General features: G+C 62.1%; 24 protein-coding genes. 10 read left to right on the top strand and 14 right to left on the bottom strand.

Annotated elements, in window-relative coordinates:
- Nucleotides 1–256: 256 nt before the first annotated feature.
- The 8 genes from BA011_RS16235 (at nucleotide 257) to BA011_RS16200 (ending at nucleotide 9,919) form a co-directional block, all read left to right on the top strand.
- Nucleotides 257–2,182 carry a HAMP domain-containing methyl-accepting chemotaxis protein gene (locus tag BA011_RS16235; RefSeq protein WP_065281212.1) on the top strand — a complete coding sequence of 642 codons (1,926 nt, stop codon included), beginning with the start codon at nucleotides 257–259 and terminating at the stop codon, nucleotides 2,180–2,182.
- 166 nt (nucleotides 2,183–2,348) lie between these two features.
- The gene (locus tag BA011_RS16230) at nucleotides 2,349–4,166 is read left to right on the top strand and encodes a HAMP domain-containing methyl-accepting chemotaxis protein (RefSeq protein WP_065281211.1); all 1,818 of its coding nucleotides are present in this window, start codon (nucleotides 2,349–2,351) and stop codon (nucleotides 4,164–4,166) included.
- Complete coding sequence (locus tag BA011_RS16225) at nucleotides 4,163–4,645, top strand: chemotaxis protein CheW (protein ID WP_003542818.1); 483 nt, start codon at nucleotides 4,163–4,165, stop codon at nucleotides 4,643–4,645. Before BA011_RS16230 ends, BA011_RS16225 begins: the two co-directional genes overlap by 4 nt.
- A 30-nt stretch (nucleotides 4,646–4,675) precedes the next feature.
- Nucleotides 4,676–5,533: a CheR family methyltransferase gene (locus BA011_RS16220; RefSeq protein ID WP_065281210.1), complete on the top strand. Its 858-nt coding sequence runs from the start codon at nucleotides 4,676–4,678 to the stop codon at nucleotides 5,531–5,533.
- Between the two features lie 62 nt (nucleotides 5,534–5,595).
- Nucleotides 5,596–6,624: a protein-glutamate methylesterase/protein-glutamine glutaminase gene (locus tag BA011_RS16215; protein WP_065281209.1), complete on the top strand. Its 1,029-nt coding sequence runs from the start codon at nucleotides 5,596–5,598 to the stop codon at nucleotides 6,622–6,624.
- Between the two features lie 243 nt (nucleotides 6,625–6,867).
- Nucleotides 6,868–7,668: an inositol monophosphatase family protein gene (locus BA011_RS16210; RefSeq protein ID WP_065281208.1), complete on the top strand. Its 801-nt coding sequence runs from the start codon at nucleotides 6,868–6,870 to the stop codon at nucleotides 7,666–7,668.
- Between the two features lie 112 nt (nucleotides 7,669–7,780).
- On the top strand, nucleotides 7,781–8,884 hold the full coding sequence (locus BA011_RS16205) for a MotA/TolQ/ExbB proton channel family protein (protein WP_065281207.1): 1,104 nt from the start codon (nucleotides 7,781–7,783) through the stop codon (nucleotides 8,882–8,884).
- Nucleotides 8,885–8,887: 3 nt separating this feature from the next.
- Nucleotides 8,888–9,919, top strand: a complete 1,032-nt coding sequence (locus BA011_RS16200) for a peptidoglycan -binding protein (protein ID WP_065281206.1) — start codon at nucleotides 8,888–8,890, stop codon at nucleotides 9,917–9,919.
- Nucleotides 9,920–10,023: 104 nt separating this feature from the next.
- On the opposite strand, the gene BA011_RS16195 is transcribed toward BA011_RS16200, so the two are convergent.
- The 5 genes from BA011_RS16195 to BA011_RS16170 form a co-directional block, all read right to left on the bottom strand.
- Complete coding sequence (locus BA011_RS16195; RefSeq protein ID WP_065281205.1) at nucleotides 10,024–11,268, bottom strand: RNA polymerase sigma factor; 1,245 nt, start codon at nucleotides 11,266–11,268, stop codon at nucleotides 10,024–10,026.
- 7 nt (nucleotides 11,269–11,275) lie between these two features.
- The gene (locus BA011_RS16190; protein WP_065282566.1) at nucleotides 11,276–11,614 is read right to left on the bottom strand and encodes a YciI family protein; all 339 of its coding nucleotides are present in this window, start codon (nucleotides 11,612–11,614) and stop codon (nucleotides 11,276–11,278) included.
- 270 nt (nucleotides 11,615–11,884) lie between these two features.
- Nucleotides 11,885–12,073, bottom strand: coding sequence for a YegP family protein (locus tag BA011_RS16185; RefSeq protein WP_003542808.1), 189 nt, complete (start codon nucleotides 12,071–12,073; stop codon nucleotides 11,885–11,887).
- Between the two features lie 263 nt (nucleotides 12,074–12,336).
- The gene (locus BA011_RS16175; protein ID WP_065281203.1) at nucleotides 12,337–13,329 is read right to left on the bottom strand and encodes a Bug family tripartite tricarboxylate transporter substrate binding protein; all 993 of its coding nucleotides are present in this window, start codon (nucleotides 13,327–13,329) and stop codon (nucleotides 12,337–12,339) included.
- A gap of 142 nt (nucleotides 13,330–13,471) precedes the next feature.
- Nucleotides 13,472–15,274: an ABC transporter transmembrane domain-containing protein gene (locus BA011_RS16170; RefSeq protein WP_065281202.1), complete on the bottom strand. Its 1,803-nt coding sequence runs from the start codon at nucleotides 15,272–15,274 to the stop codon at nucleotides 13,472–13,474.
- Between the two features lie 192 nt (nucleotides 15,275–15,466).
- Between BA011_RS16170 and rpmE the strand changes: the two genes are divergently transcribed.
- On the top strand, nucleotides 15,467–15,688 hold the full coding sequence (rpmE, locus tag BA011_RS16165) for a 50S ribosomal protein L31 (protein ID WP_003542805.1): 222 nt from the start codon (nucleotides 15,467–15,469) through the stop codon (nucleotides 15,686–15,688).
- A 191-nt stretch (nucleotides 15,689–15,879) separates the two neighbouring features.
- Here rpmE and BA011_RS16160 read toward each other — a convergent pair whose 3' ends face one another.
- From BA011_RS16160 to BA011_RS16150, 3 genes are all read right to left on the bottom strand, one after another.
- The gene (locus tag BA011_RS16160; protein ID WP_003542804.1) at nucleotides 15,880–16,395 is read right to left on the bottom strand and encodes a DUF1465 family protein; all 516 of its coding nucleotides are present in this window, start codon (nucleotides 16,393–16,395) and stop codon (nucleotides 15,880–15,882) included.
- Between the two features lie 391 nt (nucleotides 16,396–16,786).
- Nucleotides 16,787–16,978, bottom strand: a complete 192-nt coding sequence (locus tag BA011_RS16155; protein ID WP_003542803.1) for a DUF1192 domain-containing protein — start codon at nucleotides 16,976–16,978, stop codon at nucleotides 16,787–16,789.
- 21 nt (nucleotides 16,979–16,999) lie between these two features.
- Nucleotides 17,000–18,298: an MFS transporter gene (locus BA011_RS16150; RefSeq protein ID WP_065281201.1), complete on the bottom strand. Its 1,299-nt coding sequence runs from the start codon at nucleotides 18,296–18,298 to the stop codon at nucleotides 17,000–17,002.
- 172 nt (nucleotides 18,299–18,470) lie between these two features.
- Here BA011_RS16150 and BA011_RS44335 point away from each other — a divergent pair, with 172 nt between their 5' ends.
- Nucleotides 18,471–18,635: a hypothetical protein gene (locus BA011_RS44335; protein WP_186806445.1), complete on the top strand. Its 165-nt coding sequence runs from the start codon at nucleotides 18,471–18,473 to the stop codon at nucleotides 18,633–18,635.
- Nucleotides 18,636–18,680: 45 nt separating this feature from the next.
- On the opposite strand, the gene BA011_RS16145 is transcribed toward BA011_RS44335, so the two are convergent.
- The 6 genes from BA011_RS16145 to BA011_RS16120 all read right to left on the bottom strand — a co-directional run bounded on the left by BA011_RS16145 (nucleotide 18,681) and on the right by BA011_RS16120 (nucleotide 25,294).
- Nucleotides 18,681–19,604 carry a PhzF family phenazine biosynthesis protein gene (locus BA011_RS16145; RefSeq protein ID WP_065281200.1) on the bottom strand — a complete coding sequence of 308 codons (924 nt, stop codon included), beginning with the start codon at nucleotides 19,602–19,604 and terminating at the stop codon, nucleotides 18,681–18,683.
- 150 nt (nucleotides 19,605–19,754) lie between these two features.
- Nucleotides 19,755–20,780 (bottom strand): class I fructose-bisphosphate aldolase, encoded by a 1,026-nt coding sequence (locus BA011_RS16140; RefSeq protein ID WP_065281199.1) that lies wholly within the window; start codon nucleotides 20,778–20,780, stop codon nucleotides 19,755–19,757.
- Between the two features lie 225 nt (nucleotides 20,781–21,005).
- On the bottom strand, nucleotides 21,006–22,208 hold the full coding sequence (locus BA011_RS16135) for a phosphoglycerate kinase (protein WP_186806444.1): 1,203 nt from the start codon (nucleotides 22,206–22,208) through the stop codon (nucleotides 21,006–21,008).
- Between the two features lie 70 nt (nucleotides 22,209–22,278).
- Entirely contained in the window at nucleotides 22,279–24,153 is a 1,875-nt protein-coding gene (locus BA011_RS16130) for a potassium/proton antiporter (protein WP_065281197.1), read from the bottom strand.
- Nucleotides 24,154–24,648: 495 nt separating this feature from the next.
- Entirely contained in the window at nucleotides 24,649–24,828 is a 180-nt protein-coding gene (locus tag BA011_RS16125; RefSeq protein ID WP_065281196.1) for a hypothetical protein, read from the bottom strand.
- Between the two features lie 151 nt (nucleotides 24,829–24,979).
- Nucleotides 24,980–25,294, bottom strand: a complete 315-nt coding sequence (locus tag BA011_RS16120) for a hypothetical protein (protein ID WP_065281195.1) — start codon at nucleotides 25,292–25,294, stop codon at nucleotides 24,980–24,982.
- Nucleotides 25,295–25,381 lie beyond the last annotated feature (87 nt).

The following is a 25,381-nucleotide window of genomic DNA, read 5'->3' as shown; positions in this document are numbered from 1 at the left end:
TGGGAGAGGCTAAGCTCTCTCAGGGAAAAGCGCGTGAGCGCTTCGCCTCAATGTGATCCCTCGGGCTGCTTCGGTGGCCTGAGGCGAGAACATCCCCCAACGCATGTAGGCGTTGGCGCTGCGATGGATAGATGTCCGGCTGCCGGGAAGTGAATGTAGTCGCTTTTCCCCGTTTCAGCACATCACTTCCAAGCTTGACGTCCCGCCAAGGGGACATGTCTCTCCATTCGTTTTGACCGCAAATCGGGGGTATCACATGCGTTTCACCATTAAACTCAAACTGGGTCTTGCCTTTGGCATCATGACGCTGCTGCTGATCGGCATCGCGGTTTATGGAAGCCTGAGCCTCGGCACTCTGAATGAGGCCAGCGGCAAGATGATCGACGGCTCGGTACGCCGTCTGGAACTTGCCCTCAACGCCAATATTGCCGAAGTCGACGCCATCCGTTACCAAAAGAACGCTTTGCTCTCGACGGATCCCACAGCCGCTGCAGGTTTCTATAAGGAGGCAGACCAGCATCTGCAGACGATGCTTGATACTGTCGATGCCGGCTACGCCATCGCCCTGCCGGAGGGCAAACCCTATTGGGAGAAGCTGCAGGCAATCGGCGCAAAATTTCGTGAAAGATCCGCTGAGCTGCAGCAGCTGGACGCCAGTGGCGATCAGGCCGGAGCGCTGGCGCTTTCGCTCGGTGACCTGCGCACGATGACCGACGACATGGGCGATGCGATCTCCGTCCTTATCGACATCCAGCGCAAGGGCATGCAGGCGACGAACCAATCGAACACCAATCTCTATAACTCAACGAAACTGATCCTCACCACCGCGTCCGGCATCGCCGTGCTCGTGGCGCTCGGTGCTGCGTTGTGGATTACGCTCGGGATCAACAATGGCCTTAAGAAGATCACCACCGTCGCAAACGCCGTCGCAATCGGTGACCTCAACCAGAAGGTCGATGTCAGAACCAATGACGAGATCAAGGATCTGATCAATACGGTCAATACCATGACTGCCAATCTGCGCGCCACGGCAGCACTTGCCGATCAGATTGCCATGGGCGACCTCAGCACCGATGCCAAGCCGCTTTCGGACAAAGACGCGCTCGGCATCGCGATGCAGAGCATGATCTCCAACCTGCGGACCACGGCAGGCATCGCCGATCAAATCGCGAACGGCGACCTGACGGTGTCTCCAAAGCCGCTCTCCAACAAGGATGCGCTGGGCATCGCGCTCGAACAGATGGTCGAGCGCCTGCGTGGCGTCGTCGCCGATGCGATCTCCGCCGCCGAGAACGTCTCATCCGGCAGCCAGGAACTTTCGGCAAGCTCGGAACAGGTGTCGCAGGGAGCCACCGAACAGGCGGCTTCCGCCGAAGAGGCGTCCGCCTCGATGGAGGAAATGGCGTCGAACATCAAGCAGAACGCCGACAATGCCGCGCAGACCGAAAAGATCGCTCGTCAGTCGGCCAAGGATGCGGAAGCCAGCGGCGAGGCTGTCTCCCGCGCTGTCGACGCCATGCGTACGATTGCCCAGAAGATCGGCATCGTCCAGGAAATCGCCCGCCAGACCGACCTTCTCGCCCTCAACGCTGCCGTGGAAGCGGCTCGTGCGGGTGAGCACGGCAAGGGTTTTGCAGTCGTTGCATCCGAAGTGCGCAAGCTTGCTGAACGCAGCCAGTCGGCTGCCGCCGAGATCAGCTCGATGTCGAGCGATACGGTGACGGCGGCCCAGGAAGCGGGCGAAATGCTCGGCCGGCTGGTGCCCGATATCCGCAAGACGGCCGAGCTGGTCTCCGAGATCAGCGCTGCCTGCCGTGAACAGGATATCGGGGCGGCCCAGATCAACGAGGCAATCCAGCAGCTCGACAAGGTGACGCAGCAGAATGCCGGCGCCTCAGAGCAGATGTCGGCAACTTCCGAGGAACTCGCCTCCCAGGCCGAAGAGCTACAGACGTCGATCGCTTTCTTCAAGGTCGATATGGCAGGCGGGCGCCGCGAGCGCGCGCCGGCTGCAAAACTCACCGTCCGAAGCCGGGCTTCGGCCGCAGCGCGCAAACCTGCCGGCAAGACGGCTCCCGCCAACAGCGTCGCGGGCCAGCAGGCCCGCGCGAAGGGGTTTGCCCTCGACATGTCGATGGGAGGGCCGGATACGGCCGATGATGATTTCCGGGAAAGCGCATAAGCGCTTACCGGCAGGCATTGGGGCCGCGACAACAGCGGCCCCGTTATGGCCGGCGCATGGACGCGCCGGGGCACACCGGCTCGGCCGGTAACGCATGAAGCGTTTTCACGGCGGCACAATGTGTCAATTCGCGGGATATCCGCTGCAGTCCTAAGGGGGTTTTGGAATGCGCTTCACGATCAAACTCAAACTGAGCCTGGTGTTCGGTTTCATCGTTCTCCTGACCTGTGCCATGGCCGGTCTCTCGATCTACAATCTCTCGTCGCTGAACAGCGAGATCTCGATCATGGTTGCCGGTCCGGTCGCCAATCTGCGTGATTCCGGCGATCTCTCCGATGCCGTGATGCGCTCGATCCGCGCCGAAAAGGATGCGATCATCAACACCGATCCGACCAAGATCGCCGGTTATGTCGATGAGATCTCGCAGCAGCGCGAGCAGATCAAGACATTGCAGGCTCGCCTCGCTGCTTCGGAAGACCCTGATATCAGGAATGGCATGGGCCAGTTCGGCGATCTCTACGGCAAGTGGACAGCGCTGCAGGATCGCGTCGCCGGTCTCGCCACGCAGAACACGACGGAGTCCAACGCTCGGGCCGGCGTCATCTCGATGGGCGAAGGCCAGCAGGTGACGACCCAGCTTCTCGGCATCCTCACTAAGCTGAACGACACGGTGACCGGCAATGTCGCCGAAACCGACGCCGCCACCAACGACCAGTATGCGCGGTCACGCAATCTGCTTGTCATGATGACGATCGGCCTGATCATCGTCTCGTCGGCAGCAGCGATCTGGATCCTGCTCAACATTTCGCGCGGCCTGAAGCGCGCCGTCAACCTTGCCGATGCCGTCAGCATCGGCGATCTCGAACAGAACATCGAGCACAAGAGCAACGACGAAATCCGCGATCTCGTCCATTCGATGAGCCGGATGACGGCGAACCTGCGCACTACCGCAACGATCGCCAACCAGATCTCGAACGGCGACCTGACTGTCTCTCCGAAGCCCCTTTCGGAGAAGGATATGCTCGGCATCGCGCTGGAGCAGATGGTCGAGCGCCTGCGCGGCGTCGTCGCCGATGCGATCGCCGCCGCTGAGAATGTCTCGGCCGGCAGCCAGGAACTGTCCTCGAGCTCCGAGCAGGTGTCGCAGGGCGCCACCGAACAGGCCGCATCGGCCGAAGAAGCATCCGCCTCGATGGAAGAGATGGCCGCCAACATCAAGCAGAACGCCGACAACGCTGCACAGACAGAAAAGATCGCCCGCCAGTCGGCCAAGGATGCCGAAGCCAGCGGCGAAGCCGTCTCTCGCGCTGTCGATGCGATGCGCACGATTGCCCAGAAGATCGGCATCGTCCAGGAGATCGCCCGCCAGACAGACCTTCTCGCTCTCAACGCTGCCGTCGAAGCCGCTCGTGCCGGCGAGCATGGCAAGGGTTTTGCGGTCGTCGCTTCGGAGGTGCGCAAGCTTGCCGAGCGCAGCCAGTCGGCCGCTGCCGAAATCGGCGCGATGTCCGGTGATACTGTCAAAGCCGCCCAGGAAGCGGGCGACATGCTCGGCCGCCTGGTACCCGACATCCGCAAGACGGCGGAACTGGTCTCCGAGATCAGCGCTGCCTGCCGCGAACAGGATATCGGCGCCTCGCAGATCAACGAGGCGATCCAGCAGCTCGACAAGGTAACGCAGCAGAATGCCGGCGCCTCCGAGCAGATGTCCGCAACCTCGGAAGAGCTCGCCTCCCAGGCCGAGGAACTGCAGACGTCGATCGCCTTCTTCAAGGTCGATATGGCGGGCGGCCGCCGTGACCGCACGCCAGCTGCCAGGATGACGGTGCGCAGTCCGGCTCCGGCCACCGCGCGCAAGCCGGGGGCCAAAAAACCAGCCGCCAACAGCGTCGCCGGTCAGCAGGCGCGGGCGAAAGGCTTCGCTCTCGATCTCTCCATGGGCGGTCCCGATGATGGGGACGCCGAATTCAAGGAAAGCGCATGATCATGGCCACGACCTCCCTGGAAGCGCAATTCGTGACCTTCAGCCTCGGCGACGAGATCTTCGCGGTGCCGGTTGAGGTGGTGCGGGAAATCCTCGACTATGCGGAGGCCTTCAAGATTCCGAATGGTCCCGACTATTTGCTCGGTCTGCGCGACGTGCGCGGGCAGGGCGTGCCGACGATCGATCTTCGCTTGAAGCTCGGCATGACGAAGACCGTGCCGACGCCGCACACGCGCGTGCTCGTGCTCGACGTGCCGATGGAAAGCCGGCTGCTGACGCTCGGCCTCGTGGCCGACCGGGTCTTCGAGGTCACGCCGTTCCGGCGTGAGCAGATCGAGGCGGCGCCCGATATCGGCGTGCGCTGGCGCTCGGACTATATCGCCGGCGTCGTTCGCCGTGAAAACGGTTTTGTCGTCATCATCGATCTTGCACGCTTGCTGTCGCGCGAGGATGCCTCGGCACTGCAATCGGCGGCCTGATCCGCGCATCAACTCGGAGTACTGCATTCTATGGGTATGGCAGCAGCGGTGGAAACCCAATTGCCGGGCGACCGGATCAGCAAGCGCAATTTCGACAAGCTTGCCCGGTTCATCTACGACTATAGCGGCATCAAGATGCCGCCAACCAAGCTGACGATGCTCGAAGGCCGGTTGAGGCGCCGCCTTCGCGCAACCAACCACGCGACATTCGACGATTATTGCGACTTCCTGTTTAATGAGGATGGCCTCGCCCAGGAAACCGTCTACCTCATCGACGTGGTGACGACGAACAAGACCGACTTCTTCCGCGAAGCCAAGCATTTCGACTACCTGCAGAGCGTGGCGTTGCCGGCGATCACCAATAGCGGCGTGCGGACTATCCGCACTTGGAGTGCGGCTTGCTCGACGGGGGCGGAACCCTACACGATGGCCATGGTGCTGGCGGAGTTTGCCGAAGGCCGCAACGACGTCTCCTACAGCGTGCTGGCGACCGACCTTTCCACCGACGTTCTGCAGACGGCGCGCCGTGGCATCTATCCGGAAGATTTGATCGCACCCGTGCCGCGCGACCTGCAGCGCAAATACGTGCTGACGGCCAAGCAGCCGGGTCGGCGGGAGGTGCGCATCACGCCGAAACTGCGCAGCAAGATCGGTTTTGCCCGTATGAACCTGATGGACGAGAAATACGCGATCGGCGAACCGATGCACGTCATCTTCTGCCGCAACGTGCTAATCTACTTCGACAAGCAGACTCAGGCCGGTGTTCTCAACCGCCTCTGTGATTGCCTGGCGAAGGGCGGCTATATGTTCATCGGTCATTCCGAATCGATCACCGGCTTCGATCTGCCGTTGAAGCAGGTCTCGAATACGGTGTTCCAGCGCAGCTAAGGCGCATCCCGTCATCCCAAAACCGCTGCGCACTTCTGGACTGGCATGCATTAGGGGCACTTATGGCTAAGAAAATCCGCGTTCTCATCATCGACGATTCCGCCAGCATCCGCCAGACGCTGACCCATGTGCTGGAGCAGGATCCCGATATCGAGATCATGGCGGTCGCATCCGACCCGTTCATGGCGGCGCGGAAGTTGCAGGAAGAGATCCCCGATGTCATCACGCTCGATGTGGAGATGCCGCGCATGGATGGCATCACCTTCCTGCGCAAGTTGATGTCGCAACGGCCGATCCCCGTCGACGTCATCCTGAAATCGAAGATCGGCGCCGCTGACAGCCTTTCCGACGACGCGATGCGCATTCGCGAAGTCGTCAAGAGCGCCTCGCATGCACGGCTTTCCAACGTCCGCCGCGCCGCCGGAACCATCCGCTCCGTCTCAGTGGAGGGGCCTGCCAAGAAGCTGACCGCGGATGTGATGCTGCCGCCGCCGACGGGGCGGGCCATGGCGAAGACGACCGAGATGGTCGTCTGCGTCGGCGCCTCCACCGGCGGCACCGAAGCACTGCGCGAGTTCCTGGAAGAACTGCCGGCCAATGCGCCTGGCATGGTGATCGTCCAGCATATGCCGGAGAAATTCACCGCCGCCTTCGCCAAGCGGTTGAACGGGCTCTGCGAGGTCGAGGTCAAGGAAGCCGTCGATGGCGATCCGGTGCTGCGCGGCCATGTGCTGATCGCGCCAGGCGACAAGCACATGCTGCTCGAACGCCAGGGTGCGCGCTACTATGTGAGCGTCAAGACCGGGCCTCTGGTGTCGCGACACCGGCCTTCCGTCGACGTGCTCTTCCGCTCGGCGGCGCGCTCGGCCGGCTCGAACGCCATGGGGATCATCATGACCGGCATGGGCGACGACGGCGCGCGCGGCATGCTGGAAATGCACCAGACCGGCGCCTACACGGTGGCGCAGGACGAGGCGAGTTCCGTTGTTTTCGGCATGCCGAAGGAGGCGATCGCCATAGGCGGCGTCGACCGGGTCCTGCCGCTCGATCAGATTGCTCGTGAAGTGCTGATGACGCAGCAGAAGTTTTAAGTCGGTTTCAACGGAATCGTGCAAGCCGCAAGTATTCGAAGATGCCGTCGGAGTTGTTCCGTCCAGAATAAGATCGGCGGTTTCTGGCGCCGCAGGTCAGCCATGCGCGCCTCCCCTTGAAATTTCCGCGATTTTGTGGTCTTGAGGCCGCCAATCTATGCAGCGCTGCATGTCATGCATGTTCAGGGACACTTCCCGCCCCTGGCAGCGCGGACCTCGTATCAGTCCCAAGGAAAATGCCCGATGGCTCGTTCAGCTCTTCTCAATGTCATGGTTCAGGCTGCCCTCAAGGCAGGAAAATCGCTGGGGCGTGATTTCGGCGAAGTGCAGAACCTGCAGGTTTCCGTGAAGGGGCCGGGCGATTTCGTTTCCACCGCCGATCGCAAGGCCGAAAAGATCGTCAGGGAAGAGCTACTGAAGGCGCGTCCGACCTATGGCTTCCTCGGCGAGGAAAGTGAGGAAATCAAGGGCACGGACGGTGCGCATCGCTGGATCGTCGACCCGCTCGACGGCACGACGAACTTTTTGCACGGCATCCCAGCCTTCGCGGTCTCGGTCGCTCTCGAGCGCAACGGCGAGATCGTTGCCGCCGTCGTCTTCAATCCGGCGACCGACGAGCTCTATACCGCCGAGCGCGGCGGCGGCGCCTTCCTTAACGACCGGCGCCTGCGCGTCGCCGCGCGCCGGGCGCTGTCGGATTGCGTCATCGGCTGTGGCGTGCCGGCTCTCGGCAAGCGCAATCACGGCAAGTTCCTGGTCGAGCTTCGCCACGTAATGGGCGAAGTGGCAGGCATCCGGCGCCTGGGCTCGCCGACGCTTGATCTTGCCTATGTCGCGGCCGGGCGGTTCGACGGTTTCTGGGAGGCCGAGCTTGCGCCGTGGGACATGGCGGCCGGCATCCTGCTCATCCGTGAAGCTGGCGGTTTCGCCACCGATTGGGACGGAGGCGCAACGATGCTGGAGAGCGGCACCATCGTCGCCGGCAACGAGATTATCCACAAGGCGCTGATCGAAGTCGTCAAGCGGCCGGTTCCCGCCAAGTGACCGAACGAAAATCTGGCTGTTGTAAAGTCACGGTTTTCTCCCCGGCATACTTCAATTCGGCACAATGTTGTTCTAGTCTCCGCCAGCAGGGAATCCGGAGGCTGCGTAACCTATGGAAAATGTGAATGTGGCGGAGATCGGCTCCACCGAAAAGACGGCGGGCACTTATGCCTACAGGCTTTCGAGCCCCATGCCCTTCCTCTGGACGATGCTGCTTTTCCTCGTCATCGTCGGCTTTATCGCCGCCATCCTTTTCCGGCAGACGCAAACCGCCTTCATGCACAACCCGGGCCTCAACGGCCTGATCCTCGGCGTTCTCGCGGTCGGAATCATCCTTGTTTTCAATCATGTACTGGCGCTTCGCCCCGAGGTGCGCTGGTTTAATTCCTTCCGCGCCGCCGGCAGCGCCGACAAGGTCAACCGCAATCCGCGGCTGCTTGCGCCAATGCGGGCGCTGCTCGGCAGCCGCAAGTCCTCACTGGCACTGTCGACGACGGCGCTGCGCTCGATCCTCGATTCGATCGCCACCCGCCTCGACGAATCGCGCGACGTTTCGCGCTACCTGATCGGCCTCTTGGTCTTCCTCGGCCTGCTCGGCACCTTCTGGGGCCTCATCGGCACGATCGGTTCGATCAGCATTGTCATCCAGTCCCTCGATGCCGGCTCGAACGGCACCGGAGACGTGCTCTCGGCGCTGAAGGAAGGGCTTTCCACGCCGCTTTCGGGCATGGGCCAGGCGTTTTCCTCCTCGCTGCTCGGCCTTTCCGGTTCGCTCATTCTCGGCTTCCTCGACCTGCAGGCCGGCCGCGCGCAAAACCGCTTCTACATGGAGCTGGAAAACTGGCTGTCCTCGGTCACGGATGTCGGCTCCGATCTTGCCCCAGCTCTCGAGGCCGTTTCCGGCGCTTCCTCGGACGACATGCGCGCGCTCTCCGATTATCTGCGTAAGGTCTCCGAAGAGGGCGGCGCCGGCAGCCAGCGCTCCGTCGCCGCCATGGCAAGCCTTGCCGAAGGCATTCAAGGCCTCGTCAAGAACATGCGCAACGAGCAGCAGATGCTGCGCGACTGGATCGAGGCGCAGCAGGACGAGGCCAAGGCGATGCGTCGCACGCTCGACCGGCTTGCCGAACGCATCGGCGTGCAGGAGCGCGGCGGCGAGAGGGGCGAGCGCTTGCGCGACCGCGCCAGCCACGCAGAAAAGAGCGAGGGCAAGTAAGCCATGGCTCTTGCCCGCAACCGGCGCCGCGAACGCACGGTGGATTACTGGCCGGGTTTCGTCGACGCGCTGTCGACGCTGCTCATTTCTATCATGTTCCTGCTGACGGTCTTTGTCGTCGGGCAATTCATCCTCAGCCGCGAGATTAGCGGACGCGATGAGGTGCTCAATCGTCTCAACAGTCAGATCAACGAGCTGACGCAGCTTCTTGCGCTTGAAAAGGGCAGCAATCAGGATCTCCAGGATTCGGTCGCCAATCTGCAGGCCTCGCTTGCCAGTGCCGAAGGTGACCGGTCGCGGCTGCAGGCGCTGCTGAATGCCGGTTCGGGCGGCCAGGATGCGGCGCAAAAGCGGATCGGGGCGATGACGCAGGAGCTCGACCAGCAGAAGCAGGTGAGCGAACGGGCGCTCAGCCAGGTCGAACTGCTGAACCAGCAGATCGCAGCGCTTCGCAGCCAGATCGCCGCCGTCGAAGCAGCCCTTCAGGCGTCGGAGGAGAAAGACCGGGTCTCGCAGACCAAGATCGCCGATCTCGGCAGCCGCCTCAACGTGGCGCTCGCCGCGCGCGTGCAGGAGCTGAACCGCTACCGCTCCGACTTCTTCGGCCGTCTGCGCGAGATCCTTTCGGACCGCGAAAATATCCGCATCGTCGGCGACCGGTTCGTTTTCCAGTCGGAAGTGCTGTTTCCCTCGGGCGGCGCCGATCTCAACCCGGAGGGGCGGACCGAGATGGCGAAGCTTGCTAGCGCCCTTCTCGATCTTGCCAAGGAAATTCCGCCCGAGATTAACTGGGTGCTGCGCGTCGATGGCCATACCGACAATGTGCCGCTTGGCGGAACGGGCCGCTATCGCGACAATTGGGAACTCTCCTCGGCGCGCGCGATTTCGGTCGTCAAGTTCCTGATCGCACAGGGCGTGCCGGCCGACCGGCTGGTTGCCGCCGGCTTCGGCGAGTTCCAGCCGATCGCGCCTGGCGATACGCCGGATGCGCGCTCTACCAACCGCCGCATCGAGCTGAAGCTGACCGAGAAGTGATTACAGCGCCGCGCGTCTTTCGGACGCGCAAAGGACGCTGTAACACTCTGAATTGCTGCATAATTCCTTAAATCGGCTCCGATTTAAGGAATTATGCAGTGGCCTCATATCGCCTGCCACGCGTCCTTTAGCCGGCCGGTGAGAAAATCGCGCACGGCGGGGCTGTCGCTGAGGCCGATGGCTGTCATATAGGCATCGGCTGCCGCGGTATCATCGCCGGCCTTGGTCAGGAGAAAGGCACGCACCGCCCAGTAGGGCTGGTAGCTTGCGATGTCGCGCGGATCGAGCTTGTCGAGTTGCTCCAGGCCGGCAGTGGCGCTCGAGGCCCTGCCGATCACCGCAGCCTGGCTGACACGCGCACCCAGCATCGGCTTCATCATCACCAGCGCTGCGTAGAGTGTCGTCAGCGCCTGCCAGTCGGTCGTTCCCGACAGCCGGCGCGCTGCATGCACGGATTGGATCGCCGCTTGGCACTGGAAGGGGCCGAAACGGTCGAAGCTGCCGGCCTTGCGCAGCAGTGCATCCGCCTCGGCAATCATGATCGCGTTCCACGCGGCCGCATCCTGCTCGTCCAGCGGCACATATCGGCCGCTATCGTCGCGCCGGGCGCTGCGGCGGGCTTCGCAGTGGAGCATCAGCGACAGCAGGCCGATCGCTTCCGGCTCGTTCGGCAGCACCGCCAGAAGCGCACGGCCGAGCCAGATCGCCTCGCCGGCGAGCGAATGGCGCTCTTCCTCGCCATCGAGACCGTCCCAGCCAAGACCGTAAGCCGCGTAGATCGCCGAAAGCACCGCCGCCAACCGCCCGGGCAAGGCGGGGCGAGGCGGGACGGCGAAGGGAATGCCGGCATCGCGGATCTTCACCTTGGCCCGCACCAGCCGCTGGCTTATTGTTTCTGGCGAAACGACGAAGGTCCGTGCGATGGTTCTCGCCTCGATGCCGAGAACGGTCTGCAGCATCAGCGCCGTATGCACGGAGCTGTCGATGGTGGGATGGGTGCAGGCGAAGAGCAGTTTGAGCCGCTCATCGGGAAAGACGGCACTGCCGGCCGCATTCATGCGTTCCTCCGCCTCCTCGAAGGCGACCGATATCGTCGTTTGTGCATTGGCCTCGACGGTGCGGTGGCGGGCCGCCTGCATGAGGTTGCGGCGGGCAGCCACCACCAGCCAGGCTTCCGGATTGCGGGGAATGCCGCGTTCCGGCCAGACGCGAAGCGCCGAAGCCAGCGCTTCCGACAATGCATCCTCTGCCGCCGGCACGTCGCGCGAGCGGGCGGCGAGAAAGGCGATCAGCTTGCCGTAGGACTGACGCGCCACCTTTTCGGCAGCGCGTCCGGCATCGAGCGGCATTGCCACCTCACATCTGCAGGCGCGGGCGCACCTCGACCGAACCCTTGTCGGAGATCGGAACGCGGGTCGCCCATTCGAGCGCGGTGTCCATGTCGGGGACGTCGATCAGATAGAAACCGCCGAGCTGTTCCTTGCCGTCCGGATAGGGGCCGTCCTGCACATCATGGTCCTCGCCTTTGCGGCGCACGATCGTGCCGGTTTCAGGGCCCGTCAGCCCGGCGCCGCCAGTCATGATCCCGGCCTGGGCGAGCGCCTGGCTGTAGGCGACCCAGCCGTCGCGGTAGGTGGGATCGCCACGGCGAGCGAAGTCCTCGGCGGCTTCGCGAATGATGAGAGCATATTGCATGGAAAACTCCTGATCTCGTTGTTGCGTTGATCCGGGCATGCCGATAGCGGGGATCGAGATTCCGAAAACCGTAAAGCCCGGCGGAGCGGCATGGCCGTTCCGAAACAATGAGGCGCGGCCACCGGTCGTTTCGACATGGCTTTCAAAAAATATGCGAAAAAGAAAAATGGCGCCGAAAATCGCAAGCAAGCGAGCCTGGCTCAAGGGCGCCGGCGCTGCTTACGGGCGCGAAAGGGCAGGGCGGCAATCACGCCGCCGCTGCCGGTCTGCTCAGGATTCGGCCTTCGTCTGGTCGACGATCTCGGCGCTTGGCGTGTTCTTCTTGATGGATTCGATGGCACTCATGGCGGACGCCTTCGCCTTGTAGCCCTCCGACGAGAACATGGCTTCCCCGTTCGATGCTTTGAAGCGGAAGCGGAACTCCCCGCCCTTGTCCTTATAGACTTCGAATTTATACATAGATGTCTCCCGAAATCCCAAAATGCTGAATTGCAACCATCAGCTTAGCGGAGGCTAGATCAAAATGGCGAGCTTTTCCACTGCCTTAATCAGGATTGGGTTGCTTAGCGTCCAATTGTCACCGTTTCCATTGGACGCAAGCGAATGAGGGCGCCGGCGCCTATGCCCCGGCCAGCCTAAAATCTGAATCCTGTTCTCAATTAAAGAGTAGAGCATGATGTCATCCGAAAACCGCTCACACTTTTCGGCATCATGCTTTGGCATCACTCCATCTGGATGTTTGCGCCCTTGACGACCGGTCCCCATTTGGCGAGTTCGGCCTTCACATGGGCGGCGAGTTCCTCCGGCGTCGAGCCGACGATGGTGGCGCTGAATTCTTTCATCCGTTCCGCGACGGCTGGGTCGGCGAGCGCCTTTTTAGCCGAGGCGTTGAGGCGCGTCACGACCTCGCTCGGCGTCGTGGCCGGGGCGAAAAGCGCGTTCCAGGTATAGGTCTCGTAACCTGGAATGCCTGACTCGGCGACGGTCGGTACGTCGGGGAAGGAGGGCGCGCGCTCGGCCGTGGTCACTGCCAGCGCCCGCAGAGTGCCGGCCTTGATGTGGCTCGACGAGGAGGGCAGGTTGTCGAACATGATCGGCACCTGGTTGCCGATGACGTCGTTCAATGCCGGACCAGCACCCTTATAGGGGATGTGTTGCATGCTGACGCCGGCCATGGACTTGAAGAGTTCGCCGGAAAGATGCAAAGGCGTGCCGTTGCCCGATGAGGCGTAGCTGTATTTGTCGGGCTCGGCCTTCAGCAGGGCGACCAGTTCCTGCACGGTCTTTGCCGGCAGTTCCGGATTGACGACCAGCACATTCGGCACGACGACGAGCAGCGAGATCGGTGCGAAATCCTTTTCGGCGTCATATGGCGTCGATTTCAGGATCAGCGGATTGAGGGCGTGGGTCGCGACCGTGCCCATCAGGATGGTGTAGCCGTCCGGTTCGGCGCGGGCGACGTTACCGGCGCCGAGATTGCCGCCGGCGCCGGCGACGTTCTGGACGATCACCTGTTGGCCGAGATCCTCCGACATCTTCTGCGCGACGATGCGGGCGACGACATCGGTCGAGCCGCCGGCCGCGAAGGGCACGACCATGGTGATCGCGCGATCGGGAAAATCTGCAGCGGTGGCAGAGGCGCCGACGGCAATGGCCGCAAGCATACCGAAACCGAGCGCAAGGCCCGCACGTCGCGTCATATCGGAAAGCGCCATTCCTATCTCCTCCCAAGGATTTCAGCAGCGATATCCCCACCCGGGGAATGAAGAGCTTAGGGCGGGACGCGCGAAAGACAACCGCAGAGAAGCGCGGCGGGTTCAAACTTTAGTCGCTGTTGGCGGGAGAAGTGCGCGCCGGCTATTTCGCGGCAGCGAGCACATCCTCGTTGGCGGCGTCGAATTGCAGCCGCGCCAGCCGCGCATAGATGCCGCCGTGGCGGATCAGGCTCTGATGCGTGCCCTCTTCGACGACCCGGCCCTGATCCATGACGAGAATGCGGTCGGCTTTCAGCACCGTTGCCAGGCGATGGGCGATGACGAGCGTCGTGCGGCCGTCCACCAGACCGTCAAGCGCCTTCTGCACCAGCGTCTCGCTTTCGGCGTCAAGCGCGGAGGTTGCCTCGTCAAGCAGCAGCACGGGCGCGTTCTTCAGGATGGCGCGGGCAATGGCGATGCGTTGGCGCTGGCCGCCTGACAGAGTGATGCCGCGTTCGCCGACCTCGGTCTCGTAGCCCTGGTCCAGCCGGGCGATGAATTCGTCGGCCTGCGCGGCAAGAGCCGCGGCGCGGACCTCGTCACGCGAGGCGCCGGGACGGCCGAAGGCGATGTTGTCATGGATCGAGGCGGCAAAGATGGTGACGTCCTGCGGCACGATGGCGATGCGCTGGCGCAGCTCATCAGGCGTTGTCAGCTGCGCGTCGACACCGTCGATCTTCACGCTGCCCTGCTGCGGATCGTAGAAGCGCAGCAGCAGCGAGAATACGGTGCTCTTGCCGGCACCGGAAGGGCCGACGATGGCGACGGTCTCACCTGGCGTGATTGCGAAGCTTAAGCCATGCAGCGCCGATTTGCCGGGGCGCGAGGGATAGGCAAAGTGCACGCCGGAAAATTCGACACGGCCACGGCTGGGCGACGGAAGCGGCTCAGGGCTGGCGGGGGCTGCGATCGGCGAGACCTCGTCGAGAAGCTCGGTCAGCCGGTCTGCGGCACCGGCTGCCTGCGAGAGCTCACCCCAGACCTCCGACAGCGCGCCCAGCGAACCGGCGGTGATGACGGCATAGAGCAGGAACTGGCCGAGCGTGCCGGCCGAAAGCGTGCCGGCAAGCACGCTATGGGCGCCGACCCAGAGCACGGCGACGACGCTGCCGAAGATCAGCGTGATGGCGATCCCGGTTAGCAGCGCGCGGGAGCGGATGGCGGCGCGGGCCGCCTCGTAGGCGGACTCGACGGCGGTGCCGTAACGCGTCGCTGCGGCATCCTCGCCGTTGAAGGCCTGGACTGTGCGGGTCGCGGCGATCGTCTCGTTGGCGAAGGCGGAGGCATCGGCGAGCGTATCCTGGGCGGCGCGTGAGCGCTTGCGCACCGAGCGGCCGAAGGCGACGAGCGGGAAGACGATCAGCGGGATCGCTCCGATGACGAGGCTCGAAAGCTTCGGCGAGGTGACGATCATCATGCCCATGGCGCCGATACAGAGGATGAAGTTCCTGAGCGCCACCGAGGCGGTGGCGCCGACGGCGGACTTGATCTGCGTCGTATCGGCGGTCAGCCGCGAGACGATCTCACCGGATTGATTGACGTCGAAAAAGGAGGGCGACAGCCGGGTCACATGGGAAAAGACATCGCGGCGAAGATCGGCGACGATGCGCTCGCCGATGGTGATGACGAAATAATAGCGCAGTGCGCTGGCGACCGCGAGCACGATGGCCATGACCATCAGCATGGCGAAGTAGCTGTTGATGAAGCGGCCGTCGGACTGGGTGAAGCCGTGATCGATCATCCGACGCACGGCGAGCGGCAGCGCCAGCGAGGTGATGGCGGCAAGCGCCAGCGACATCAGCGCACCGGCCACCAGGCCGCGATAACGCATGACATAGGGCGTCAGCCTGCCGAGCGGTCGCAGCGATCGCGTCTTGTTTTTCTCAGCCCGTGCCTGCTCTGCCAAATCGTCTCCGATCGCCCGCAGGACCCGCGCAATGCGGCCTGTTGGCTCTTGTTATCTAGGCGTCCTTCATGTATAGGCACCGCATCCTAATGGGAAGCCGTAGCCATCCGACTGCGGCTTCATTTATTCAATCGGTTCGTTGGCCGCAACTGCATGCGGCAAATTGAACTCCGGTATCGCAGGAAGATTGTTATGAAAGCAGGCATCCATCCCGAATATCACATGATCAAGGTGGTCATGACCGATGGCACTGAGTACGAAACCCGCTCGACCTGGGGTTCGGAAGGCGCTGTCATGAACCTCGAAATCGATTCCAAGTCGCATCCGGCCTGGACCGGCGGCAACCAGCAGCTCATGGACCGCGGTGGCCGCGTCTCCAAGTTCAACAAGCGTTTCGGCGGCCTCGGCCTCTAAATCGCTCCTGCTCGACGGAATTCGAAGAGAGCCCGGTTTTGCCGGGCTTTTTTGCGTTTGCAACGGCTTACTGTGCTGCGCGTCTTTTCAGACGCGCAAAGGAAGCTGGAGGGATGCCGGCGTTCAGCGGCAAACAAAAAACCGGCCGCGCAAGACGCAGCCGGTTTGTATTCGAATTCTTGCAGGTCCGGTCAGTTGTTGCCGAAGGCAGTCTGCAGCAGGGAAAGCTGGGCCTGGACGCTGTTCTGATTATCGTGAACGATCACCGCTTCGGACGGGCGGTAGATCTCGCGGTCGAGCAGGGCAATGCGGTTCTGCAGACGCAGCGAGCGTTCGACGAGGTCGCGGAAGGATTCCGGCAGGTCGCCCCAGCCGGGCGCGGCGCGGTCGACGTTGAAGCCGTCGAGGCGAACCTTGTTCTTTTCAGCCAGCACCTGATCGCGAGACATTTCGCCATTGTTGACGGCGCGCTGCAACAGCAGCCAGGAGGCCATCTGCATGAGGCGGGTGGTGAGACGCATCGATTCCGCGGCGTAGAGAACCGAGGCCATCCGCGGCAGAACCTTGGAAGCGGCGCGGCCCTGACCGTCGAGATAGGCGGCGGTCTCTTCGACCAGCGACATGCCTTCCGCATACAGTGCCTTGAACTGCGAAGATGCAGCGGCGCGACCTGCAAAACTGATCGTGTTCAATCCAACTTCCGACATCGCAATAGTCCCTGTTCGCACGCAGCTACATATATTCAGGTAACGCCGGTTCCGATGGAAAAGTTTCCAGGCCGGGTCTTTATGACTTTAAGATGGTATCATTAGCCCAAATGCGCAAGCCGTTTCTTAAGAAAGGGTTAATCTCCACAGTTTCGTGGAAGTGCGCCGGCCATAGGAAAAAGAAGAGCCGCAAACGCGGCTCTCAAGGTAAAACAGGGAGAAAAATCAGACCAATTCACCGCTTGGAAAACTGTCTGAGATCCAGAGGAAATCCGGATGAATACAGTAATACCTTATAAAGCTTAATATTTTATTAATATTGTGCCGGATTAAGACTTGAGGCGGGCTATTTCATCCGCCTATAGCCTTGTTTTTCGGGGTTTTTATCGGGTCACGAGCGGAAGAAGCTTTCCGCCGCCTGCCGCCCGGAGGCTTTGCGGGCGGCCTCGGCCTCGAGACGGGCGATCTCCGTCTTCAGCAATTCCACCCGCGCCTTCAATTCGTCGACCGAAAGCATGGAGAGATCGGCGCCGATCTCGTGGGCGACTTTCTTCTGCGGCCGGTCATCATCGATGAAGCTCATGGTTCGTCCTCCGTTCGCTGCCTAACCAAACTTTACAGCAGGATCGTCGCTTTCGGGAGACTTTCCGGTTTCGAAAGGTTTGCCGGCGCCGCGATCGGCAAGCGACATGCTTTGCGGTGTCAGGATCGCCGAGGTGCCGGTCGGGATCGTCGTGTAGGCGTCGCGGTCGCTGGCGGGGACCGCGGCCCGGATGCGGCTCCTGATGATGGCATAAACGGTGATCAGCACATGGGCGATGGCGGTGACGAGGAAAAGCGCATGCGGCGTGATCGCCGACATGACGGGACCGCTGAGCGTCGGGCCGATCACCGTGCCGATGCCATAGAGCAGCAGCAGGCCGCCGGAGACCTTGACGAAATCCTCTGACGCCGCGAAGTCGTTCGCGTGGGCGACGGCGATCGGATAGAGCGTATTTGCCACTGCGCCGTAAAGGACGACGAGCCCGATCAGCAAAGCGGGGGACGTCGGGTGGAGCAAGAAGATCAGCAGGCCAGCAAGGGCGGCGATCCCCGACATGGCGGCGAGCACGTAACGCCGGTCGATGCGATCGGAAAGCCGGCCGGCCGGCAGCTGCATCACCGCCCCGGCGAAGATGGTGGCGCTCATCATGACGGCGATGCTGGTGTCGGACAGGCCGGCGCCGGCGCCGAAGACGGCGCCGAGCGTGCCGTAGGCACCGTTGGCGATACCGACGAGCAGAATACCGAGGCAGGAGACCGGCGAATTGCGATAGAGCGCCGGCAGATCGAGGCGCACCGCCTTCAGCGGCTGCGGCGAAGCGGCGGTCGACAGCGTCGTCGGCAGCATGGCGATGCAATAGAAGATGCCGCAGATCATGAACAGCACCGGTGTGCGCACATCCTCGAGCGGGATCATCATCTGGCCGCCGACGACGCCGATGAGTGTGATGCCGATATAGAGCGAGAAGATCGCGCCGCGGCTCTCGTTGCTGGCGCGCTCATTCAGCCAGCTTTCGATGATCATCGACGTGCCGGCGGTGGAGAAGCCGGTGACGGCGCGCAGGACCACCCACCAGATCGGATCGATGATGATGCCGCTGACCAGCGCAATGATGGCGATGATCGAGATGAAGCCGGAAAAGGCACGCACATGGCCGACGCGGCGCACGATCTTCGGCGCAACCAGGCAGCCGATGACGAAGCCCCCGGCCCATGAGGTGCCGAGCAGGCCAAGCGTCGTCGTTCCGTAGCCTTCGAGATTGCCGCGCACCGGAAGCAGGATGCCCTGCAGGCCGTTGCCCATGAAAAGGAAGAGCGTGCCAAAGAGCAGCGCGGCGACGGACAGCAGATTTCTCTTCATTTCCCCAGACTCGGTCTTAGCGATTTGCAATGACATAAGGCAGGACCTGCGTCAGCCCAGCCTCAAGATGATTGATTGTGCCCCGGAATGTCTTTACGGCGTGTCGAGATCCTCTTGTTCGCGCGGAAAAATGTCCGTCCTGTGACATTCCGAAAAACGGAAAAAATAAAGCATGACAAAGCTGATAGCCTTGCTGCTCATCCTTGCCATGGCGATACAAGTGATCAAGCCGCTCGGGCTTCCCGGCCTCAGGCGGCGAATGGATTTCTGGAAGCTCGCGCTGATCGCGTTCGCCGTCTGGGCAGTGGCTCTGCTTTCGCGCGATTTCCTGATATAGCCCCGGACTACCTCTAGCGCAGGGGTACGGTCCGAGCTGCGACTGTCAGTCTTGCAAGCTAATTTCTCCGCGCATGACGGAAACGCAGCCTCCCGAGATGACGACATCGGTGACGATGCCGTCGGATTTCACGACATCAAGGGTGATGACGCTGCGGCGGCCCATTTCGACGCCCTGTTCAATGGTGATGCGGGCGTTCATATCGGCCTCCGGCGCAAGCGAGACGAGATAGGCACCAAGCGCCGCTGACGCGCTGCCCGTTGCCGGATCTTCGGGCACGTTGTCGAGGGGCGCGAACATGCGGGCGCGAATATTCCACGGATTTTCGGCTGTCCTCACATAGAGGAAGAGCGAGAAGTCGTGGCCGCTCGTCGCCTGACGGCCAGCAGCTGCCTGGAACCCGGCAAGGTTTGGGCGGACGGCGGCCAGCGCCTCGAGACCGTTCACTTCTGCAACGGCGAAATTCAGGCCGACGGATGCAAAGACCGGGGCATGGGTGGTGCTGACGATGACACCGGGGTCGAGCGAGACGCAGCCGGCGATGGTTTCCGCGGCGATGGTGTCGCCGATCGTCAGCGGCTGCGGCGCGCGGATGGCGGCAGCAGCAACCTTTCCGCCGCTGCGTTTCAGGCTGACTTCGACGATGCCGGCCTTTTCTTCGAAACGCAGCGTATCGCCGACCGGCTTGCCGAAAATCTCCGCCTGCTGGCCGAGCACATAGGCGGTGCCGACGTTCGGATGTCCGGCAAAGGGTATTTCCATCGTCGGGGTGAAGATGCGCACGCGGGCGGAATTTTGCGGGTTTTCCGGCGGCAGGACGAAGGTGACTTCGGAATAATTGAACTCGGTGGCGATCTTTTGCATCGCCGCATCGCTCAGACTGCGCGCATCGGAGATGACGGCAAGCGGATTGCCCTCGAAGCGGGTGGAGGTGAAGACATCGACGGTGACGTAGGAGAGGGTGTTCATGGCGACTCCCGTTGTGACAGGGCGCTATGAGTAATCACGGTTTTTCGCGGAACGAAGCGGTTTCTTGTCGCCGTGACAATGAGAGGGAAGGAGAGAGGGCAGGAAGCTGCGTTCGCCGCTCTCTGCCCATTAGTTCAAAGCTCCAAAAGCTCAGGCGGCCTTTTCCAGGTCTTTCTTCCAGTTGCCCTTGGCGGCGAGGCTGTTCATCTCGGCGCGGTGGGTGAATTCGCGTTGGCCGGCAGCGACGTTTTCCTGCTTGCCGTTCCAGGCCCGGAGCGCGCTGTCCTGCAGGGCGCGGCCGTAGGAGAAGGTGACGAACCACGGCAGGTCGCCGCTGGCATTGATCGCCGAAAGATGGGCTGTCGCTTCTTCGGTCGTCTGGCCACCGGAGAGGAAGGCGATGCCGGGAACAGCGGGCGGAACCGTCGCCTTCAGTACCTTGACGGTGCGTTCGGCAACTTCCGCGACCGAGGCCTTGCGGGCGTTCTTGCCGTCGATCACCATGTTCGGCTTGAGGATCATGCCTTCGAGGTTGACACGGGCATCGGCCAGTTCCTCGAAAACGATGCGCAGCGTGGATTCGGTCACTTCGGCGCAGCGGTCGATATTGTGGTCGCCCGGTTTGCCGTCCATCAGGCATTCCGGCTCGACGATCGGAACGATCCCGGCTTCCTGGCAAAGTGCGGCATAACGAGCAAGCGCCTGAGCGTTGGCGCGGACGGAACCGCGGGTCGGCAAGGTTGACGAGATGGCGATGACGCCGCGCCACTTGGCGAAGCGGGCGCCGGCTTCATAATATCTGGCGAGGCGCTCGCCGAGGCCGTCGAGGCCTTCGGTGATGGTTTCAGCGGGATATTTGGCCATCGGCTTGGCGCCGGTATCGACCTTGATACCGGGGATGGCGCCGGCTGCGCGGATGATATCGACGAAGGGCGTGCCGTCCGCGGCCTTTTGGAACAACGTCTCTTCGAAGAGGATGACGCCGGAGATATATTTTTTCATCGCCTCGTCGGAACGGAAGAGCATCTCCCGGTAGTCCCGCCGGCTCGTTTCGGTCGATTCGAGGTTGATCGTGTCGAAACGCTTCTTGATGGTGGAGGTCGATTCATCGGCGGCGAGCAGCCCCCGGCCGCCCGCAACCATCTGCACTGCAATGTCTTCCAGTCGTTCGCTCATTTCGTTCTCTCCACAACAATAAACATCGGCACTTGAGGAATATAGAACGCGGATAACAGAAGTTGATAGCGAGGAAAATGGAAGGCTAAGTCATTGAAACGATTGAATCCAATTCAATCGTTTGAAAATTTGGGATTTTTTTCATCATCTGAGCAAAAGACCGCGGAAGCTGTTTTTCTTCCACGGTCTATCCGCATGTAAAATCTGCGGAATCACTCGCGCCGACTATCCGGCGGCGTTGAGGACGGCGACGCCGGGAAGCTCTTTGCCTTCCATCCATTCGAGGAAGGCGCCGCCGGCGGTCGAGACATAGGTGAAATCGTCGGCAACGCCGGCATGGTTGAGCGCCGAGACGGTATCGCCGCCGCCGGCAACGGAGGCGAGCTTGCCGGCTACGGTGCGCCCAGCAGCATATTTCGCGGCAGCGACCGTTGCAGCATCGAAGGGTTCGATCTCGAAGGCACCAAGCGGGCCGTTCCAGACCAGGGTTGCGGCGCGCTCGATCCAGGCATTGATGGCCTCAACGGATTTCGGGCCGACATCGAGCACCATGGCATCGGCAGGAATGGCGTTGATATCGACCGTCTCGTTGGCGGCACCCGCCTTGAACTCGCGAGCGATCACGCCATCCTCCGGCAGGATGATGGCGCAGCCGGCGGTGGCGGCCTCGATCATGATCTGCTTGGCGGTCTCGGCGAGATCATGTTCGCAGAGCGACTTGCCGACATTGGTGCCGCGGGCGGCGATGAAGGTATTGGCCATGCCGCCGCCGATGACGAGCGCATCGACCTTCTTCACGAGGTTCATCAACAGGTCGATCTTGGTGGAGACCTTGGCGCCGCCGACAATCGCGACGACGGGGCGAGCGGGATCACCGAGGCCCTTTTCCAACGCTTCCAGCTCGGCCTGCATGGTGCGGCCGGCATAGGCCGGCAGGTGGTGGGCAAGACCTTCGGTCGAGGCATGGGCGCGGTGGGCGGCCGAAAAGGCGTCGTTGACGTAGATGTCGCCGTTGGCGGCAAGCGCGTTGGTGAAGTCGGGGTCGTTCTTTTCCTCGCCCTTGTGGAAGCGGGTGTTTTCCAGAAGCAGGATGTCGCCGTCATTCATCGCGGCGACGGCGGAGGCGGCGGCTTCGCCGATGCAGTCGGAGGCCGTCAGCACGGCATGATCAAGCACTTCCTCGACGGAAGGGGCGATCAACGACAGCGACAGATCCGGCGAAGGGCCATCCTTCGGCCGGCCAAAATGGGCGAGCAGGATCACCTTGGCACCTTTTTCGGACAATTCGAGGATCGTCGGCGCCACACGCTCGATGCGCGTCGTATCGGTGACCTTGCCGTCTTTCACCGGGACATTGAGGTCGACGCGGACGAGAACGCGCTTGCCGCGGATGTCGGAAAGATCGTCGAGGGTCTTGAAAGAAGGCATGGGGAGGATCCTGTCGTGGTTGGCGAAAGTTGCGCCGAACATAGCAAGGATCATTCGAGACGCAAGGCGTTCAGCGGCCGTTTTCGCGTGTGCCTTCGTGGCGTCCGGCCGGTGGTTTCGGTGTGCTTTCGGAAGCTGCGGTTTCCCGGTTCCGGCGTCCGTTCAACCGGTCGCGGATGCGCTGGATGATGTCCTTGAGATTGAGGAAGATCGGCAGCGTAATTGCCGGTTCGACTGCTTCGAGCGACATGCCGACGGAGGTGATGTGATCGTGCTCGTCGAGATCGCGGACGATGAGGATGATCGAGCCGAGGCGGACGCGGTCAGCATAGTCGGCCTTGCCGCCGAGACGCTGGCGCATCAATTCGGCGATCGTCAGGCCCTTTTCGGATTCGTTGAGCAGGCCGGGGCCATAGGCGGCGTCGAGATCGGCGGCGGGGCGGGCGGGAGAGAGCGCGAAGGCCCCGAAGAATTCGGCATCGTCGTCATCAACAGGCGCCCGGCTGGCGAAGAGCCGGTCGAGCAGGCGGGAATAGCTCGGCACGATGAAGAGGTAGACGAGATCGTGCTCGCGCAGCCGCCCGGCATATTGATAACGCATCGACTTGCCGTCGCGGATGACGAGCGAGGGTGTCGCCCAGCGCGGAATGCGCTCGCCGCGCAGCACCGGGCTATCCTTGATGACGCGGTAGGAGAGCAGTTCGTGGTTGGCTGCGCCCGGCAGGTCGACCTCGACCTTGTCGACGGCGCCGATGCGCGGCGGAATGATCAGCCCGAGCTTCTTGGCGACGGGTTTGATCGTCCAGCCCTGGAGGAGCAGCGAGACCAGCACGATGATGAAGGCGGTATTGAAATAGATCTGGCCGTTCTCAAGCCCGCCGAGGATGGGCATGATGGCAAGCAGGATGGAGACGGCGCCGCGCAGGCCGACCCAGGCAACGAAGCCGATTTCCTGCTGCGTGTAATCGAAGGGAAGCAGCGACAGCCAGATCGCCAACGGCCGGGCGACGAAGATCAGGAAGAGGGCGAGCAGGATGGCCGGCACGATGATGACAGGGAATTGCGACGGCGTGGCGAGCAGGCCGAGCACCAGGAACATGATGATCTGCGCCAGCCAGGTCATGCCGTCCTGGAAGCGCTTGATGGTGCCGATCGCCTGCATCTTCCGGTTTCCGGCGTAGATGCCGGCGACATAGACGGCGAGGAAGCCGCTGCCGCCGACCGCGCCGGTGAAGGAGAAGACGAGAAGAGCGAGCGCCAGCACGAAGATCGGCGTCAGGCCGCGATCGGTATCGAGCTTGCTGACGATCAGCACGATCATCATGCCGCCGAGCAGGCCGAGAATGACGCCGAGGCCCATCTGCTGCACGAACATGGCGAGCATACCGATATTGATGCCGGCATAACGCTCGCCGCTCGCCAGCACCTCGACGAGGGCGATGGTGAGGAAGATTGCCATTGGGTCGTTGGTGCCGGATTCGACTTCCAGCGTCGAGCGCACCTTGTCGCGGATGTTGATGCCGCCGATGCGCAACAGGAAGAAGACGGCGGCGGCATCCGTCGACGCGACGATCGAGCCGAGCAGCAGTCCTTCCAGCCAGGTGAAATTCAAAAGCCACATCGCTGCGAAAGCAAAGAGCGAGGCGGTGATCAGCACACCGACCGAGGCGAGCGCCAGAGAGGGCACGGCCGCCAGCCGGAAGGCCTGCATCGGCGTGCCGAAGCCGGAATCGAAGAGGATGATGGCCAGCGCGATGGAGCCGAGAATATAGGCGAGATAATTGTTGCTGAACTCGATGCCGAGGCCATCGACGCCGGCAGCAAGGCCGATCATCAGGAAGAGCAGCAGCAGGGGGGCGCCGAAGCGGAAGGCGAGCAGGCTCGAAAATGCGGCAAGAAGCACGAGCGCCGTCGAAACCAGCACCACGATATAGAACGCTTCCATGCCCACCCCTTTCCATCGACTTCTTCGCGAACACAGCCGCCCCGGCCGATCCGCCTCTATTCAACCCCTCCGTCACACGCGGCGATCCGTCAGTAAACGGCAAAACGTCAGAGAAGGGTAGGCCTTGCGGCTTAACCTCGTCGCGATGCTGCTTCATGCTGCTGAACGGCTGCCGGACGGCCAACCGACACGGAATGCTACGGGAGAAATTCTCTATAAGGAATGTATAGGAAAATCAGGCAAGAGCAGGGCAAAAAAGACAGGCATGGATTTTTCCTGCCGGTATCTGCGAATGGCAACAGAATAAGACACGCTCCTCCTTTCACCCGGCCCGTTTGCCTTGTCCGATGACGGGAAGAATGGATTGCAGGCGCGGATGCGGAGGGGGGGAAATGAGCGCTGAGATATTTCGATATCGGGTGGACATGCCGGCCGCCCAGCGAGAGCAGCCGGCTGTCGGTTGTGCCGGAAGCGGCCGGCCGGGGCCTTGCTCTGTTATCCCAACACTTCCTGAAGTATGACGATGGCGAGAAACGAGAGGCCAATGAACGCGGCAACCCAGATGACCAGACGATTAGCCTTTGCCAACACGGCAGGTCTGACGTCCCGCTTGGGGTGAAACCGTTGCCGCCGTTTGAGGGTGGTTTGGGACAAGCGTTTTTGTGCCTCTGCCATTTATCACCTCCACTTGGCTCATTTTAGCCATTGTGCAGTGCTGCGCATTTCCTCAATCTAGCACGCTTGCCCAGCGGATTGCCAACCCGTGCAGCGAAGCCTATCGAATTCGTCGCTTCGATATGGCTTCGAAACCGGTGCGGATTGGCGCTCAGTCTTCTGTGTCCTCGCCCTCGTCGGTCAGATCCTCGACCGGGACCAGGAACACGACGAACTCGTCCTCGATCGTCCGTTCGGGATCGTCGTCGAATTCATAGGCGTGCTCGACTTCACTTGCTTCCTCGGCCGTTGCCTTGCGCAAGCTCAGGGCCGCTTTGCGGTCCCAAAGAGGTTTGCCTTCGGATTCCAGGACGGTCAGATCGTCGCGAAAGTCTTCAGCCTCGAAGAAATGCGTCGCTTCCTCGTGATTTTCCGAGCGAAAACTGGCAACGGCGCGGCCGGCGATTTCAACGGTAAAGTAATCCATCCATCTCTCTCATTTTCATGCGGGCGACAGTGCTACCGCACGGTATTGGCGTTCCGTACCTGGCCGGTGGCCGATGCGGCGTGAGGA

Source organism: Rhizobium leguminosarum (assembly GCF_001679785.1).
Taxonomy (GTDB): domain Bacteria; phylum Pseudomonadota; class Alphaproteobacteria; order Rhizobiales; family Rhizobiaceae; genus Rhizobium; species Rhizobium leguminosarum_R.
The sequence above is the reverse complement of the archived record's forward strand: the minus strand, read 5'-3'. Positions and strand labels throughout refer to the sequence as shown.